12 protein-coding genes are annotated in these 14191 nt (G+C 71.5%); 5 read left to right on the top strand and 7 right to left on the bottom strand.

The features are described 5' to 3' along the window. Nucleotides 1-7: 7 nt before the first annotated feature. Genes ACIHFD_RS14060 through ACIHFD_RS14045 form a run of 4 tightly spaced genes read right to left on the bottom strand, consistent with a single transcriptional unit; the run spans nucleotide 8 to nucleotide 3795 of the window. On the bottom strand, nucleotides 8-811 hold the full coding sequence (locus ACIHFD_RS14060) for a carbohydrate ABC transporter permease (protein ID WP_397367170.1): 804 nt from the start codon (nucleotides 809-811) through the stop codon (nucleotides 8-10). Then, the gene (locus tag ACIHFD_RS14055; protein ID WP_350725222.1) at nucleotides 808-1698 is read right to left on the bottom strand and encodes a sugar ABC transporter permease; all 891 of its coding nucleotides are present in this window, start codon (nucleotides 1696-1698) and stop codon (nucleotides 808-810) included. Before ACIHFD_RS14055 ends, ACIHFD_RS14060 begins: the two co-directional genes overlap by 4 nt. Continuing rightward, nucleotides 1689-2921 (bottom strand): ABC transporter substrate-binding protein, encoded by a 1233-nt coding sequence (locus tag ACIHFD_RS14050; protein ID WP_397367169.1) that lies wholly within the window; start codon nucleotides 2919-2921, stop codon nucleotides 1689-1691. The genes ACIHFD_RS14055 and ACIHFD_RS14050 overlap by 10 nt, the downstream gene beginning before the upstream one ends. 10 nt (nucleotides 2922-2931) lie before the next feature. After that, nucleotides 2932-3795 (bottom strand): MurR/RpiR family transcriptional regulator, encoded by an 864-nt coding sequence (locus ACIHFD_RS14045; RefSeq protein WP_397367168.1) that lies wholly within the window; start codon nucleotides 3793-3795, stop codon nucleotides 2932-2934. A gap of 112 nt (nucleotides 3796-3907) precedes the next feature. Here ACIHFD_RS14045 and ACIHFD_RS14040 point away from each other — a divergent pair, with 112 nt between their 5' ends. Continuing rightward, nucleotides 3908-5548: a bifunctional metallophosphatase/5'-nucleotidase gene (locus ACIHFD_RS14040; protein ID WP_397367167.1), complete on the top strand. Its 1641-nt coding sequence runs from the start codon at nucleotides 3908-3910 to the stop codon at nucleotides 5546-5548. On the opposite strand, the gene ACIHFD_RS14035 is transcribed toward ACIHFD_RS14040, so the two are convergent. After that, nucleotides 5532-5963, bottom strand: coding sequence for a hypothetical protein (locus ACIHFD_RS14035; RefSeq protein WP_397367166.1), 432 nt, complete (start codon nucleotides 5961-5963; stop codon nucleotides 5532-5534). The two genes, ACIHFD_RS14040 and ACIHFD_RS14035, sit on opposite strands and share 17 nt — an antisense overlap. An 84-nt stretch (nucleotides 5964-6047) precedes the next feature. Between ACIHFD_RS14035 and ACIHFD_RS14030 the strand changes: the two genes are divergently transcribed. Further along, nucleotides 6048-6608: a TetR family transcriptional regulator gene (locus ACIHFD_RS14030; protein WP_397367165.1), complete on the top strand. Its 561-nt coding sequence runs from the start codon at nucleotides 6048-6050 to the stop codon at nucleotides 6606-6608. Between the two features lie 6 nt (nucleotides 6609-6614). Here the strand turns inward: ACIHFD_RS14030 and ACIHFD_RS14025 are convergent, their stop codons facing one another. Then, complete coding sequence (locus tag ACIHFD_RS14025) at nucleotides 6615-11570, bottom strand: tetratricopeptide repeat protein (protein WP_397367164.1); 4956 nt, start codon at nucleotides 11568-11570, stop codon at nucleotides 6615-6617. Between the two features lie 129 nt (nucleotides 11571-11699). Between ACIHFD_RS14025 and ACIHFD_RS14020 the strand changes: the two genes are divergently transcribed. The 3 genes from ACIHFD_RS14020 (at nucleotide 11700) to ACIHFD_RS14010 (ending at nucleotide 13413) form a co-directional block, all read left to right on the top strand. Continuing rightward, complete coding sequence (locus ACIHFD_RS14020) at nucleotides 11700-12248, top strand: hypothetical protein (protein WP_355207942.1); 549 nt, start codon at nucleotides 11700-11702, stop codon at nucleotides 12246-12248. Nucleotides 12249-12281: 33 nt separating this feature from the next. Further along, complete coding sequence (locus ACIHFD_RS14015; RefSeq protein WP_397367162.1) at nucleotides 12282-12662, top strand: hypothetical protein; 381 nt, start codon at nucleotides 12282-12284, stop codon at nucleotides 12660-12662. Between the two features lie 79 nt (nucleotides 12663-12741). After that, nucleotides 12742-13413 carry a DUF6766 family protein gene (locus ACIHFD_RS14010; RefSeq protein ID WP_397367161.1) on the top strand — a complete coding sequence of 224 codons (672 nt, stop codon included), beginning with the start codon at nucleotides 12742-12744 and terminating at the stop codon, nucleotides 13411-13413. Here ACIHFD_RS14010 and ACIHFD_RS14005 read toward each other — a convergent pair. Then, nucleotides 13386-14186 (bottom strand): 1-aminocyclopropane-1-carboxylate deaminase/D-cysteine desulfhydrase, encoded by an 801-nt coding sequence (locus tag ACIHFD_RS14005; RefSeq protein ID WP_397367160.1) that lies wholly within the window; start codon nucleotides 14184-14186, stop codon nucleotides 13386-13388. The two genes, ACIHFD_RS14010 and ACIHFD_RS14005, sit on opposite strands and share 28 nt — an antisense overlap. Nucleotides 14187-14191 lie beyond the last annotated feature (5 nt).

Below are 14191 nucleotides of genomic sequence, written 5' to 3'. Positions count from 1 at the left end.
TGTTTCCTCAACGGTTCATGCCGGCGGTCAGCCCGGCGACGATCTGGCGCGTGGCCAGGACGAAGAGCACGACCAGAGGGACCGTCGTCATCACCAGGCCGGCGAAGAGCGTCCCCCAGTCGTTCTGGAACTGGCCGAAGAAGTGGGTGAGGCCGACCGGCAGGGTCAGCTTGCTCTCGTCCCGCATCAGGACCAGGGGGTAGAAGAAGTCATTCCAGATCGGCACGAACTGGAAGACCACCACCGTCGCGAGCGCGGGCCGGACCAGCGGCAGCATCACGTGCCAGAAGGTCGCGAACGGGCCGGCGCCGTCCAGGGACGCGGCCTCGTCCAGCTCGTACGGCAGCTGGCGGAAGAAGGCGGTCAGCACGAAGACGTTGAACGGGACCGACCCGGCCGCGTAGACCAGCACCAGCCCGGCCAGCGAGTCCACCAGCCCCATGCTCTCCAGCAGGTAGAACAGCGGCAGCACACCCAGGTGGGCGGGCAGCGTCATGCCGGAGATGAAATAGGCGGCGAACATGCCGCGGCCGCGGAACTCCCTGCGGCCCAGCGGGTACGCGGCCAGCAGCGAGACCCCGGCGCCCAGCAGCACCGCGCAGACCACGACGACCGCCGAGTTGACCACGTACGTGGAGAAGGACGCCTCCGTCCACGCCTTGACGTAGTTGCCGAACCCGGTGGGCCGGCCGAGCGGCCGGTCGAAGATCTCGCTGGTGGGCCGGAACGAGCTGAGCACCATGACGAGCAGGGGCGCCATGGAGAAGGCGGCGTAGCCCCAGAGCAGGATCTTGATCGCCAGTGCCCTCATGCCTTCCTCCTCAGGACCCGCTCGAGCAGCAGCGTCGAGCCGAAGATGAAGGTGAACATGAAGACCGCCAGCGCCGAGGAGGTGCCCAGCGCGTTGACGTCGCCCGAGGCGAAGGCGGTCCGGTAGAACAGCAGTCCGAGCACGTCCGTCGCGCCCGCCGGGGCGCCGTTGGAGCCGCCGAGCGCGTAGACCAGGGCGAAGGTGCCCATGCTGCCGATGAAGCTGAGGATCGTGACAGTGGCCATGGCCGGCTTGAGCAGCGGCAGCGTGATGCGCCAGAACACCTGCCAGGAGCCCGCGCCGTCCGTCCTGGCGGCCTCGCCGTACTCCTGGGGGATGCCGCCGAGGGCGGCGCTGAACAGCAGCATCGGAAAGCCCACCCACTGCCAGGTGGTGATCATGATGACGGTCGGCAACGCGGTGTCCGGGTCGCCCAGCCACGGCATCGCCAGGCCGAGCGGCTTGAGGAACGCGTTGACCGGGCCGAAGGCGGGGCTGAGCAGCAGGGTCCACAGGTAGCCGATGACCAGGGGGTTGACCAGGTACGGCAGGGCGAACATGGTCTGCAGGGCCCGCTTGCCGCGCCGTACTCGGGACAGCGCGAGCGCGAAGGCCAGGCCCAGCGTGTTCTGCACCAGCATGGTGCCAGCGAAGAGCAGGAAGTTGTGCCCCAGCGCCGGCAGCAGCTGGTCGAGGAAGGTGCCCGACAGCAGGCCGGCGTAGTTGTCCACCCCGGCGAAGCCGCCGCGCAGCGTGCCCTTCCAGGAGAAGAAGCTGTAGGTCAGGCCGGTGAACAGCGGGTAGACCACGAAGGCCGAGTAGAGGAGGAAGGCGGGGATCAGGAACAGGTACGACGATCCCCGCCCCCGCCGCGTGCCTAGAGCCATGTGGACACGCTCTTGTCGAGCCGCTCCGCCGCTTCCTTGGCGGTGATCCGGCCCAGCAGCATCTCCTGCAGCGCCTTGGAGAACACGGCGGCCGAGGAGGGGTTGCCGTAGGCGAACTCGTTCATGAAGTAGGCCGCGCCGTGCTGCTTGAAGGTGGTGGCGACCTCGCCGAGCAGGGGGTCCTTGGGCGTGACGCCGGGGACGGCGGAGAAGATGCGCAGGGTGTCGGTGTAGAGCCGGCCGTAGTCCTTGGAGGCCAGCCAGGCGGCGAACTTCAGCGCCTCGGCCTTGTGCTTGGTCTTGACGTTGATGCCGTAGGAGCCGTCGGTGAACCCGGGCATGAGGCCCTGGCCCTCCGGCGAGGGCGGCGTGAAGACGCCGAGATCGACGCCCTTGGCGTTCTCGTTGAAGAAGTTCAGCTCCCACAGGCCGCCGGGGAACATGGCCGCCTTGCCGGAGGAGAACAGGATCTGCGCGTCGGTGTAGGAGACGCCGGCGGCGTTCTCGGGGAAGTACGGCTTGAGCTTGCCGAGCTGCTCGATGCCCTCAACGAAGCGCGGGTCGGCGAACTTCTTCCGCTTGGCCTTGACGTCGGCGAGGAACTCGTCGCCGCCCCACTGGGCGGTGCCGAAGATGCTCGCCACGATGGGCAGCATCCAGTCGTCCTTGCCGCCGAAGGCGAACGGGATGATGCCCTTGGCCTTGAGCTTCTCGGCGGCGGAGATCATCTCGTCGTACGTCTTGGGCGGGGTGACGCCGTTGTCGGCGAAGATCTTCTTGTTGTAGATCACCTGCAGGGTCTGCACGGCGAACGGGACGCCGTACACCTTGCCGTCCTTGTCGCCCTTGGCGGCGCGCAGGACGCCCTCGTCGTAGCTCGCCAGGCCGGGCACGTCCTTGGCGTCGAGCGGGAGCAGCCGGCCCGCCTCGACCAGCGGCTGGAGCTGGGCGCCGGCGCGCAGCCAGGCCAGGTCGGGGCCGCTGTCGCCGGCCAGGCCGGTGGACAGGATCGTGTCGTACTCGGTGGCGGTGGTGAAGGAGCGGGCGTCGACGTCGACCCCGGGGTTGAGCTTCTCGTACGCGGCGAACATCTTGTCGTAGTTGGCCTCGGGACCCCACCCCCAGACCGAGAGGGTGACCTTGCCCTCGCCGGCACTGGTGGTGGTCGAAGGGGCACAGGCGGTGAGGGCTGTCGCCAGCGCGACAGCGGCGGCGAGGCGCATGGGGGGGCTCCTAGCGTGGGGGCAGGCGGTGCTTGGCGACCGCGTCGGTGGCGGCGGTCAGCAGCTGGTTGCTGGTCTGATGGGTGCGTTGGACGACGCCGATGTAGAGGCAGTCCAGGACGAGCATCTGGGTGTGGCGGGCGGCCACCCCGCCGGCGCGGAAGGGGGTGTCCTGCGCGGCGGTGGTGAGGACGATGTCGGCGGCCTCGGCCAGCGGGCTGCGGGGGAAGTTGGTGACCGCGATCGTGGTGGCGCCGCGTTGTTTGGCGATGGTCAGCGGCTCGACGACCTCGGCCGTGGTGCCCGAGTGGGAGATGCCGAGCGCCACGTCGTGGTCGTCGCGCGCGTTGGCGCTGCAGACGGCGTTGTGCACGTCCGTCCACAGCGCGCCCGGCCGGCCGATGGCGTGCAGCCGCAGGTGCAGGTCCATGGCCACGCCGGCGCTGCCGGCGACCGCGAAGAAGTCGATGAACCTGGCGCGCACCAGGGCGGAGGCCGCCCGGTCCACCGCCTCGAGGTCGAGCTGGGCCGCCGTCTCCTCCATCGCGCGCATGTCGCTGGCCAGCAGGCTGCGCAGCACCAGGCTCGCGGGGTCGTCCGGCGAGAAGGCGATCAGGCTCTGCTCGCGCGGGGTGGCGTCGTTGCGGCCGAGCTCGGCCGCCAGCGCCAGCCTGAGCTCGGGGTAGCCGGCCAGGCCCAGCTCGCGGCAGAAGCGGGTGACGGTGGTGAGTGAGGTGCCGCACCGCTCCGCCAGCTCGCCGATGGTCGAGGCGGCCACGGCGGCGGGGTCCGCCAGGATCGTCTCGGCGATGCGCCGGTGGGTCGCGGTGAGGGTGGGCTCGACCCCCCGGATTCTGGCCAGGATCGGTGACATGGGAGGAACCCTCCCGCTTTCCACCATGTATGTCAATAGTTCACATTCAACAGACGATGTTAGAAAATTTCCCCCTTGTGTGACCTGTTGGGAATATGTCACTTTCGAGGCCATGCGGAACTTCCTCCTGGCGCTGGTGCTCGGGAGCGCCGGCCTGCTGCCCACCCGCGCCGACGCGGTGGACATCCAGTTACTGGCCTTCAACGACTTCCACTCCGGCTTCCCGACCAGCTTCGCCATGACGCCGTCCGGCCCGGTCCCGGCGGGCGGCGCCGAGTACCTGGCCGCCCACATGGACCGGCTCCAGCGCGACAACCCCCACGGCACGCTGCGGCTCGCGGCCGGCGACAACATCTCCTCCAGCACCATGAACGCCACCGCCCTGCACGACGAGCCGGGCATTCAGGCGCTCAACCTGATGCGCCTGGACGCCTCCAGCGTCGGCAACCACGAGTTCGACGAGGGCCTGACCGAGTTCCGCCGGATGGAGAACGGCGGCTGCCACCCGATCGAAGGGTGCGCGCTCCCGGGCTTCAAGGGCGCCGACTTCCCGTACCTGGGCGCCAACATCGTCGACACCACCACCGGCAAGCCCGCGATGACCCCCTACATCGTGAAGGAGGTCAAGGGCGTCAAGGTCGGCATCATCGGCGTCAGCTACAAGAACACGCTGAACGAGGCCCCCGGCCCCACCGCGCCGCTGGAGGGACGCGACGAGGCCGAGGCGGTCAACACGTACGCGGCCGAGCTCAAGGCCAAGGGTGTGCGGACCATCGTGGTGCTGATCCACCAGGGCGGCGGCCAGACCGGCGGCGGCCTGCCCAACCAGTGCAACAACCTGGCCGGGCCGATCAAGGACATCGTGCAGCGGTTCGATCCCGAGGTGGACGCGGTGATCTCGGGGCACACGCACAACGCGTACAACTGCGTGATCAACGGCATCCCGGTCACCCAGACCTCGGGCCACACGCGCGAGCTCACCAGGATCTCCCTCACCGTGGACCGGGCGACCGGCAACCCGACCGCCTCCAAGGCCGAGAACCTCACCGTCACCCACGACGTCAAGCCGGACGGCCAGATCGCCGCCCTGCGCCGCAGGACCGACGAGCAGGGGCAGAAGCTGCTGGACCGGCCGGTCGGCCTGCTCGCCCGCGACCTCACCGCCCAGCGCAACGCCGCCGGCGAGTCCACCGTCGGCCACGCCCTGGCCGACGCCCGGCTCTTCGCCACCTCGGCCCCGGAGAACGGCGGCGCCCAGATCGGGATCCAGCCGCCCTACGGCGGCGGCATCGGCGGCGACCTGATCGTCAACCCCACCGGCAACGAGATGGCGAACCTGGTGACGCACGGCAAGGCGCTGCGCGTGCAGCCGTTCAGCAACATGCTCGTCACCATGACGCTCACCGGCACCCAGCTGGAGCGGCTGCTGGAGCAGCAGTGGTGCGGCCAGGGCACCGCGCGCGTGCTCGGCGTCTCCCAGGGGCTCACGTACACCTACGACAACGCCAAGCCCGCCTGCGACCGGATCGACCCGGCCACCGTCAAGCTCAACGGGACCGTCGTCGACCCGGCCGCGAAGTACCGCCTGACCGCCAACTCCTTCATCGCGAACGGCGGCGACGGCTTCTCGGTGCTGACCGAGGGCACCGACCGGGTGGAGAAGGTACGCGACATCGAGGCGTTCGAGTCCTACATCCGGGCGAAGAGCCCGCTGCAGGCCCCGGCCCTGGGCCGGGTCACCCGCCTGAACTAGGACCAGGGCGGCGGTCCCGGGCCGCCACGACGATGAGCGCCCCGGAGACCGTCCCGGCGAAGAACGGGGACGGCACGAGCAGGACGCCGCCCAGCGCACACCACGCCGCGACACCCCAGCCGAGTCCGGCGGGCACCGCCACCCCTCGTCCGGCCAGGTGCCAGATCAGGCACCCCAGGAGGAACAAGGGGACGGCGAAGCCCCCCGGACCGGCCCAGAAGACGAGCTTGTTCTGCAGGGACTCCACCGTCTGGGCGCCGCCCGTGAATTCGAGCGGGACGGCCGCCCACAGCCCCCGGTCCGCCCAGCCGGCGACGTCGCCCCAGGCGAAGAGCGCCAGCAGGGACAGGTGCCCCGCGCCCAGCACCAGCATGATCCCGCTCGCCCAGCGGAGCAGCCGCTTCTTGGAGTCCATCGTGACACCCTTCTATGTTGACCAACATAGGCTATATCGCCGGGCATATGCTCTGTCATTCGGCATACCTGGTTAGATGGCCGCATGGCCACGCGACGCATCGAGAGCACTCAGGAGAGCCGCCGGCTGCTGGTGACGGCCGCGGCCGAGCTCTTCGCCGAGAAGGGATACCGGCAGACGAGCTTCATCGACATCGCCGACAAGGCCGGCATCAGCCGCGGCTCCATCCCCTGGCACTTCGGCAACAAGCTCGGCCTGCTGGAAGCGGTGGTGGACGACCAGGTCCAGGCCGTGCCGAGCGGCTTCCCCCCGCCCGCCGGTGATCCGCTCGACCAGGTCATGGGCTTCATCCGCCGGCCCGCCACGCGGCTGTTCATCACCCTGCTCGCCGAGGCCGTGGAGGTCGGCTCACCGATCCGCGAGCACTACGCCCGGCTCCACGCGGCACTCCGGCAGGGGGTGCTGGCCCGGATACCGGCGGACGCGCTGCCCCCGGGCACCGACCCGGAGGCGTTCGCGGTCCTGCTGGTGGGGGCCGTCATCGGCGTCCACGCCCAGTGGCGCGTCGCTCCCGAGGCGGTGGACCTGGAGTCCGTCCAGACCACGCTCCGCGCCCTGCTGCCGGCGGGCCTCGGGCACGCCTGACCTGGCTTACCCGATCTTGGCCAGCAGCGACGAGGCCGGGGAGACGAAGGACGGGTCGCCGGTCTCCACCGCCGTCCGCAGCAACCGCCGGGCCAGCTCCATGTCACCCCGCGCGTACCTGATCTCCCCCATCCGGCAGGCGGCCTCGGCCACCAGGTCGGCCTGCTCGGTCAGCCCCAGCGTGAGCTCGTAGTAGCGCAGGGCGCCGTCGTGGTCGCCGAGCCAGTAGCACAGCTCGCCGAGGTGCGCCGCGGCCAGCCCCGACTCGGTGTCCCCCGCGTCGATGACCCGCTGGTACCAGGTGAGCGCCTCGGGGAAGTCCCGGTTCCGCTTGGCCAGCGCGCCCAGGTACATCGCCGCGAGCGCGCTGTAGTGCCCCTCGGCCTCCTCGACGCCCCGCAGGTACCACTGCCGGGCCCGTTCCTCGTCCTCCTCGTGGTACGTCTGCCCCAGCGCGATCGTGGCCCGGGCCGCGAGGTCGGCGTCGCCGGCGTCGAGCACCCGCAGGTACGTCTCCCGCCCCTCGTCCACCAGCCCGGCCCCGACCAGCGTCTGCGCCAGCGTGGCCACCGCGATGGGCTCGCCCCCGGCGGCCGCCGCCCGCAACGTGTCCAGGGACGCCTCGGTGTCCCCGCGGTTGCCCTGCAGCATGCCGAGCAGGCTCCCGAACACCCCGCGGATGGGGCTGTCGGCGTCGGCCGCCGCCCGCTGCGCGACGTCGAAGAACGCCTCGGTGTCCCCCTCGTCGTCGAGCAGTTCGAGCAGCCTGCCGCCGGCGACGAACCGTACGTCCGCGTCGTCGTCCCGGCTGAGCCGTTCGTAGATCGCCCGGGCCTCGGCGTGCTCGCCCAGCTCGGCCAGCCGGTCGGCGACGTCCAGCTCGGTGAACGTCCCCCGCCCGGCCAGCTCGAAGTACGCCCGTACGGCGGCCGGGTCCGCACACCGCTCGCCCAGCTCGCGCGCCACGGCGGCGGCCTCGTCGCCCATCAGCCGGAGGATCCGCACGGCCAGGTCGTGCTCGCCGCGGTCGGACGCCTGGTGGGCGAGCACCCGCAGGTTGCCCGCCGCCACCTCGGAGCCGGCGCCCGCGGCGGCCGCGAACGCCTGTGCGGCGCCCATGTGGTCGTCCTCCTCGTACAGCCAGATGCCGAGCTGCACGCCGCCCCGGTCCACCGCGTCGGGCGCGCCGGACTCCATGGCCAGCCGCACCTCCCGGACGGCGCCGGCCGTGTCGCCCAGCCCGCGCAGGGCCTTGGCGAGGTCCACGCGGATGCCGGCCGAGGTGCCGGGGAAGCCGGTCTCCACGCCCCGCCGGTACATGAGGGCCGCGTTCTCCAGGTCGTCCCGCGCCTTGTACGCGTCGCCCCATGCCCAGTAGCCCATCGACACGGTCTCGGGGTCGCCGGTGCCGACGGCCCGCTCGGCCTCCTCCACCACCGCGTCGTGGTCCTCCATGAGGAGCAGGTGGGCGATCAGGTGGCGCTCGCTCTCGAGGTCCCCGGCCGCCGCACCGGCGGTCAGCGCCTCGCGTACGCCCTCGGCGTCGCCCCGCGCGTTGAGAAGGTCGGCCAGCACGACGGCGGTGGCGGGCATCGCGGCGCGGGCCGCCTCGATCGCCCCGTCGAGGTCGCCGCGGCGGTGGCGGAGGATGGCGATGTTGCGCCAGGCCATCTCGGCCGTGCGCGGGTGTCCGGTGGCGGGCAGGGTGCTCAGCTCGGCCCGGCAGTGCTGGCCGCGCTCGGCGAGGACCACGCCGAGGTCCACCGCGGCCTGCGCGGCGAGGTCGGGCTCGCCCAGCTCGACGACCACCCGGCAGAGCGCCGCGGCCGCGTGCTCGTCGTCCAGCCCGCGGGCCCGCTCAAGGGTCTCGGCGAGGGGTTCCCGCCGGTCCTGCGGGTCCCCCGCGGTCACCAGCCGGCGTACGGCCTTCGCGTCGTCCTCTTCGAGCGCGAGCAGCACCTCGGCCATCAGCTCCGACCCGGCGAACTCGGTCAGCGCCGCGACCGCCCCCTCCCGGTCGCCGTCGTCGGCCAGCACCCATCCGCGTTCCTTGGCCGAGGCCGTGCCGAGCCGGACGCGCGCGACGGCCGTGAACCATTCGTCGTCGTCCAGGGCGACGATCCGTTCGTAGGCGGAGCGGGCGTACTCGTCGTCGCCCGCTTCGGCCAGCGTCCGGCCCGCCCACATCAGCGCACCGGACGCGGACTCGGGGTCGGCGGCCACGGCCCGCTCGAACGCCTCCCGCGCCCCCAGCACGTCGCCCGTCCTGGCCAGCAGCTCCCCGAGCACCTGTTCCTCGAGCGTATCGCCCGAGCCGGGCGCCAGGAGGGACAGGGCGGCGCTCAGGTCGCCGTGGTCGCGGAGAACGACGGCGAACTTGAGCCGCCCAGCCGCGCCGAACTCCTCCGTCATCAGCTCACCGGCCTCCTGCGCCGCCCCGCTCGCCACGAGCACCTCGGCGAGCCGCACGGTCGCGTCCTTCCTGCGCGCCTCGCTCAGCTCCCCGAGCGCTCCCCGGTAGGCGGCGGCCGCCTCGACCAGCAGCCCGAGCTCCTGCCGCACCTGCCCGATGTCGCGCAGCGTGATGGCGGCCAGGCGCTCGTTGTCACCCTCCGCGACCTGCTCCCACGCCTCCAGAGCCCCGCGCTTGTCCCCCGCCTCGTTCCGCAGCGCGCCGAGGTAGCAGCCCGCCTCCTGCCGGTAGTTGGGGTGCCCCGCAGCCAGCACCAGCGAGAGCGCCGCGTCGGCGGCGGCGATCTCGCCGCGCCGCTGCCAGGCGTGCGCGCTCTCCATGGCCAGCATGCTCACCAGGAACGCGTTGCCCTCGTCGTCGATCTCCGCCAGCGCCTCGGCGGCGGCGTCGAGGTCCCGGTCGAGTAGGAACCGGGCGAAGCGCCCCATCTCCTTCGGCTCCCCCGTCGCGAGGTCGAAGGCCGCCCGCGCGGCGGCGAGGTCGTCGACCCGCACCCGGTGCAGCCCGAGCAGCCAGGCGCTGCGCGAGCGGTCGTCCGCGGAGGTCTCCTCCTCGATCTGCCTCTCGTGCAGCCGGCAGACGGCCAGCAGGTCTCCCTGCCGCTCCAGCACCGTGAACAGCGAGGCGGCCGCCTCGATCCGCAGCCCGCGGTTGCCGCCGTCCATGGCCGTCGTGTACGCGGCCCGCGCCTCGCCCAGGTCGTGCTCCGTGACGAGCCCGCCCAGCGCGTACCCCACCCACGGCGCCAGCACCGGATGCCCCTCCGCCGTGGCCCGGCGCAGCAGGTCGAGCGAGGCCTCCTCGTCGGACAGCACCTCCTTGCAGATCACCGCCGTGTACGACAGCGCCAGCGGGTCCCCGCTCTCGGCCGCCGACTCGAACAGCTTGGCCGCGTCCGACAGGTCGTACCCGATCGAGGCCAGCACCTGGGCGAACACGGCGGCGCCGATCGCCGCGACGGCGGGATCGGGATGGTCCATGGCCGCGCGGTAGCGGACCAGCCCCTCCTCCCTGCCCAGTCGCTGGTGGTCGAGCATCGCGCCCAGCACGGGGTGCGCCTCCTCGCCCGACTCGCGCAGCAGGTGCAGCAGGAAGACCGCGCTGAAGCCCTGGAGCACGTCGTCGCCCTCGGCCACGTACGCGAGCAGCTCGTCGGCCTGCTCCCGGTCGCCCTCGCCGATCTCCAGCTGGGCCAGCGTCGCCATGGCCCTGAGCGACTGCGTGGCCGCGCCCGAGTCGGCGGCCCCGCGCAGCAGCAGCCTGGCCCCGGCCACGTCACCGGCCTGCAGGCGGGCCAGCCCCTCGTCGGTGTCCTGGAGCGCCTGCTCCTCGACGGGGTCGGCCAGCGGCTGCTGCCTGGCGGCATGCTCGAGGAGCAGCGTGGCCTTGAACGCGGCGTCGGGGTCGTCGTGCCCGGACGCGAACCGCGCCAGCTCCATGGCCTCGTCGTACACCTCCGGATGCTGGTCGAGCAGCAGGCCGAGCAGCGTGACGCAGATCGACGCCCACTCGTCCTCGCCCGCCTCCAGCACCGCGCGCAGCGCGGCCAGCGCCTCGGCCGTCTCGCCCGCCTCGACGTGCATCTGGGCCAGGCAGGCCTGGGCCTGCACGACGTACTCGCGCTGCCCGCTGGCGATCACCCGGCGGAAGATCGCCTTGGTCTCCTCCACGTCGCCCAGCGACGCGGTCACCTTGGCCAGCTCGATCAGCGACGGCAGCCGGATGTCGGGCCTCGGGTCCTCGGCGGCCACGCGGTAGGCGGCGGCGGACTCGGCGTACTCGCCCAGGTCCACCAGCACCGCGCCGAGCAGCTTGTGCGCCATGGCCAGGTGGTCGGGGTGCCCGACGGCGATGGCGTGCTCGCACACCTGCCTGGCCTGCTCGAACTCCTCCTCCTCGGCGTAGATCTGGTACAGCCGGAACGCCGACAGCGACACCACGTCGGGGTCGCCGCAGGTCAGCAGCGCCCGGAAGTCGTCCTCGTCCTCCGCCTCCTCATACAGCTCGCGGGCCGAGGCCGGGTCCTGGAAGTGGAACTCGGGCAGCTCCAGCCGCGCGGCCAGCTCGGCCACCGCCGGGCTGTCACACCTGCGGGCCCGCTCCAGCGCCTCCTGCGCGCCCTCCACGTCGCCCATCTGCGTGAGCACCAGCACCATCGCCGTGTCGGCGAGCGCGGCCACCTCGAAGTCGGCCCCGTCGGACGCGATCGTCAGCACCCGGTGCGCCGCCGGCCACTCCTTGGCCGCGACCAGCATCATGCCCATGGCGATGGCCGAGCGCTGCCCGAACACGGGGTCGCCCGACTGGATCACCGACCTGTGCGCCGCCTCGGCACCGTCGAGGTCCCCCTGCTCCTGCAGCAGGCCCGCCAGCAGGTGGGAGGCTTCCGGGTCCCCTGTGGCCGCGATCTGCCTGAACAGCGCGGCGGCCTGGTCGAGGTCTCCCGCTTTCCAGTGGCCCATGGCCGCGTCGAGCTGTTCTGACGCCATTGCTCACTCCAAAGTCATCCAACAATGTGAAAAAGCTACACATGTGTCACGTCCGTCACAGGCCATTTGTGGAGATGGCGCGTGCTTATGGAGCCCCCGCCGGGCGGGGGAGGCCGTAGCGTAGTCCTCATGGGCAAGGCGTTCTGGATCGATCAAGAGTTCGACAGAGACCGTGACGGGCGCTATGCCGTACACGTTCGCAAGAATCTGGAAGAGTTTGAATGGGGTGACATCGCCCCCGTCAGGTTCGCGTGCGCCGCGTGGCGGCTGGCCACGCCGCCGGCGCTGACCCCCGGCTACGTACGGTGGGACCGGCGTGTGCTCGACGCCACCTGCCACCGCAACACCTGGGACGGCTCGCTCTACGCGCGGGTCAGGGTCGTCTCGCCGCTGCCCGAGGAGCTGACCCGCTCGCGGGCCTGGTGGCGCGACCGGGGGTGGCTGGGCTGGCAGGAGACCTTCGGCCAGTACGTCGAGCCGACCCAGCAGGACCTGGCCCGGCACCCGTTCCTGCGGACCTCGCTGCTCCTGGAGGTACCCGTGCCCCTGGACGACCTGCCGCCCGAGCCCGAGGGGCCGCACGACGAGGTCGAGCAGCGCGCACACCGGGCGGTGGTGGTGCTGACCCGCGAGCTGAACGCGTTGGTCGCACCGGTCCTCGACCAGCTCGGCGGTTAGCATGCGCGGATGATCCGCGGGTAGCGGAGGTCCATGAGGAACCTGCTCATCTGGCCGGCGCTCGTGCTGGTCGCCGCAGGATGCGCCCCTGATATGGCCACCCCGGCGCGGGCGGCCGAGCGCTTCCACGCGGCGCTCTCCGCGCACCACGAGGACGCCGCGTGCGCGATGCTCACCCGCAAGACCGCCGAGAAGCTCCCCGATCCCGGCCAGACCTGCGCCGAGGCGCTGCGCGAGGCGAAGCTGGGGCCGGGCGGGTCCGTCACGTCGGTCAGCGTGTGGGGAGAAGCCGCCCAGGTGCGACTGGCCGGCGACACGCTCTTCCTGCACCGCTTCACCGACGGCTGGCGGGTCACGGCCGCCGGGTGCGAGCCGGTGCGCGACCTCCCCTACGACTGCGAGGTGGAGGACTGATGCGGGTGATGTTCACGATCACCATGCTGATCATCGTGGTCGGCCTGGCGTTCTTCTTCGTCGTGGGGCTCTCGCGGCTATGAGGTGGGTCAAGGAGAACTCGCTGGCGCTGGCCTTCCTCGTCATGTCCCTGCTCTCGCTGGGCGGACAGGCCGTGGCCGGGATGCTGCAGTACAACGACCTGCAGCGGGTCGAAGGGGCGGAGCCGGTCTCGTTCGCGCAGTACGTGACGTCGTCCCCGTTCGCGGTGGACGTCTCGGAGAACTGGCAGTCGGAGTACCTGCAGTTCCTGCTGTACATCATGCTGACCGTCTGGCTCGTGCAGAAGGGGTCGCCCGAGTCCAAGACGATGGAGGAGGTGGGGACGGAGTCCGAGGAGGAGCAGCGGATCGGGGCGCATGCCGGCCCGCGCTCTCCCCGGTGGGCCAGGGCCGACGGGCTCAGGCTGTGGGTCTACAGCAACTCACTGGGGCTGGTGATGGGGACCATCTTCGTCCTGTCGTGGCTGGCGCAGTCGGTGACGGGGCAGGCGGCGTACAACTCGGATCGGCTCGGCGACCTGCGCGACCCGGTCTCGTGGTGGTCGTACGTGACCGCGCCCGAGTTCTGGGACCGGACCCTGCAGAACTGGCAGTCGGAGCTGCTCGCGGTGCTGTCGATGGTGGTGCTCTCGATCTACCTCCGGCAGCGGGGGTCACCCGAGTCGAAGCCGGTGGGGGCGGCTCACGCCGAGACGGGTGTGGAGGGCTGACCGGTGATCACGGCGACGATGCGGGTGCCGTCGGGGAAGGCGCCCTGCCGGGCGAGGTCGAGGATCCCGTAGAGCATCTTCGCCACATAGATGCCCTCAACACGATATTTCCCGATAAATGCGTCCAAGGCGGGGGTCGACTTGGCGTAGCCGCCGAAGTGGTAGTCCAGGTTGAGCTCCCAGTTCACCCAGGTGCGCCCGTACGCCTCCCGCTGCAGCCTGGCCACCTCGCCCGCGAGGAAGCCCGCCCCCTTCAGCACCGCGAACCCGATCGCCCGCTTCCCCTCCGGCAGCCCCGCCGAGATCCCGGCCAGCGTCCCGCCGGTGCCGACCGGGCAGCAGATGACGTCGTACTCCGCGGAGATCTCCCCCGGCAGCTCGGCGCACCCGCGCACGGCGGCCGCGTTGCTCCCGCCCTCGGGCAGGATCGCCACGTCGTCGCCCCAGCGCGCCCGCAGCCCCGCCAGCACGTCCTCGGTGTGCTTGAGCCGGTAGGAGGCCCGGTCGAGGTAGGTCAGGGTCATCCCGCACGCCCTCGCGTGGGCGAGCGAGGGGTTCAGCGGCAGGTGCTCCTCGCCCCGGATGACCCCGATGGTCTCGATCCCGTGCCGCCGCCCCGCCTCGGCCACGGCCCTGATGTGGTTGGAGTACGCGCCGCCGAAGGTCAGCAGGCGGGAATGGCCCAGGTTGTACCGGAGTTTGCGGGGTTTGTTGTCGTCGTGCATCAGGAACAACCGGACCCGGCCGAGCCCGGGATCCAGGAGCTCTTCCATGGCGC

This window comes from Nonomuraea sp. NPDC051941 (assembly GCF_044593615.1).
This window is presented reverse-complemented; position numbering and strand designations above follow the sequence as displayed.

Bases quoted from the DNA above. Each gene is read 5' to 3' on its own strand.
- ACIHFD_RS14055 (WP_350725222.1), bottom strand. From the start codon at position 1,698: ATGGCTCTAGGCACGCGGCGGGGGCGGGGATCGTCGTACCTGTTCCTG.
- ACIHFD_RS14015 (WP_397367162.1), top strand. From the start codon at position 12,282: ATGAGGAACCTGCTCATCTGGCCGGCGCTCGTGCTGGTCGCCGCAGGA.
- ACIHFD_RS14060 (WP_397367170.1), bottom strand. From the start codon at position 811: ATGAGGGCACTGGCGATCAAGATCCTGCTCTGGGGCTACGCCGCCTTC.
- ACIHFD_RS14020 (WP_355207942.1), top strand. From the start codon at position 11,700: ATGGGCAAGGCGTTCTGGATCGATCAAGAGTTCGACAGAGACCGTGAC.
- ACIHFD_RS14010 (WP_397367161.1), top strand. From the start codon at position 12,742: ATGAGGTGGGTCAAGGAGAACTCGCTGGCGCTGGCCTTCCTCGTCATG.
- ACIHFD_RS14030 (WP_397367165.1), top strand. From the start codon at position 6,048: ATGGCCACGCGACGCATCGAGAGCACTCAGGAGAGCCGCCGGCTGCTG.
- ACIHFD_RS14050 (WP_397367169.1), bottom strand. From the start codon at position 2,921: ATGCGCCTCGCCGCCGCTGTCGCGCTGGCGACAGCCCTCACCGCCTGT.
- ACIHFD_RS14035 (WP_397367166.1), bottom strand. From the start codon at position 5,963: ATGGACTCCAAGAAGCGGCTGCTCCGCTGGGCGAGCGGGATCATGCTG.
- ACIHFD_RS14040 (WP_397367167.1), top strand. From the start codon at position 3,908: ATGCGGAACTTCCTCCTGGCGCTGGTGCTCGGGAGCGCCGGCCTGCTG.
- ACIHFD_RS14045 (WP_397367168.1), bottom strand. From the start codon at position 3,795: ATGTCACCGATCCTGGCCAGAATCCGGGGGGTCGAGCCCACCCTCACC.
- ACIHFD_RS14025 (WP_397367164.1), bottom strand. From the start codon at position 11,570: ATGGCGTCAGAACAGCTCGACGCGGCCATGGGCCACTGGAAAGCGGGA.
- ACIHFD_RS14005 (WP_397367160.1), bottom strand. From the start codon at position 14,186: ATGGAAGAGCTCCTGGATCCCGGGCTCGGCCGGGTCCGGTTGTTCCTG.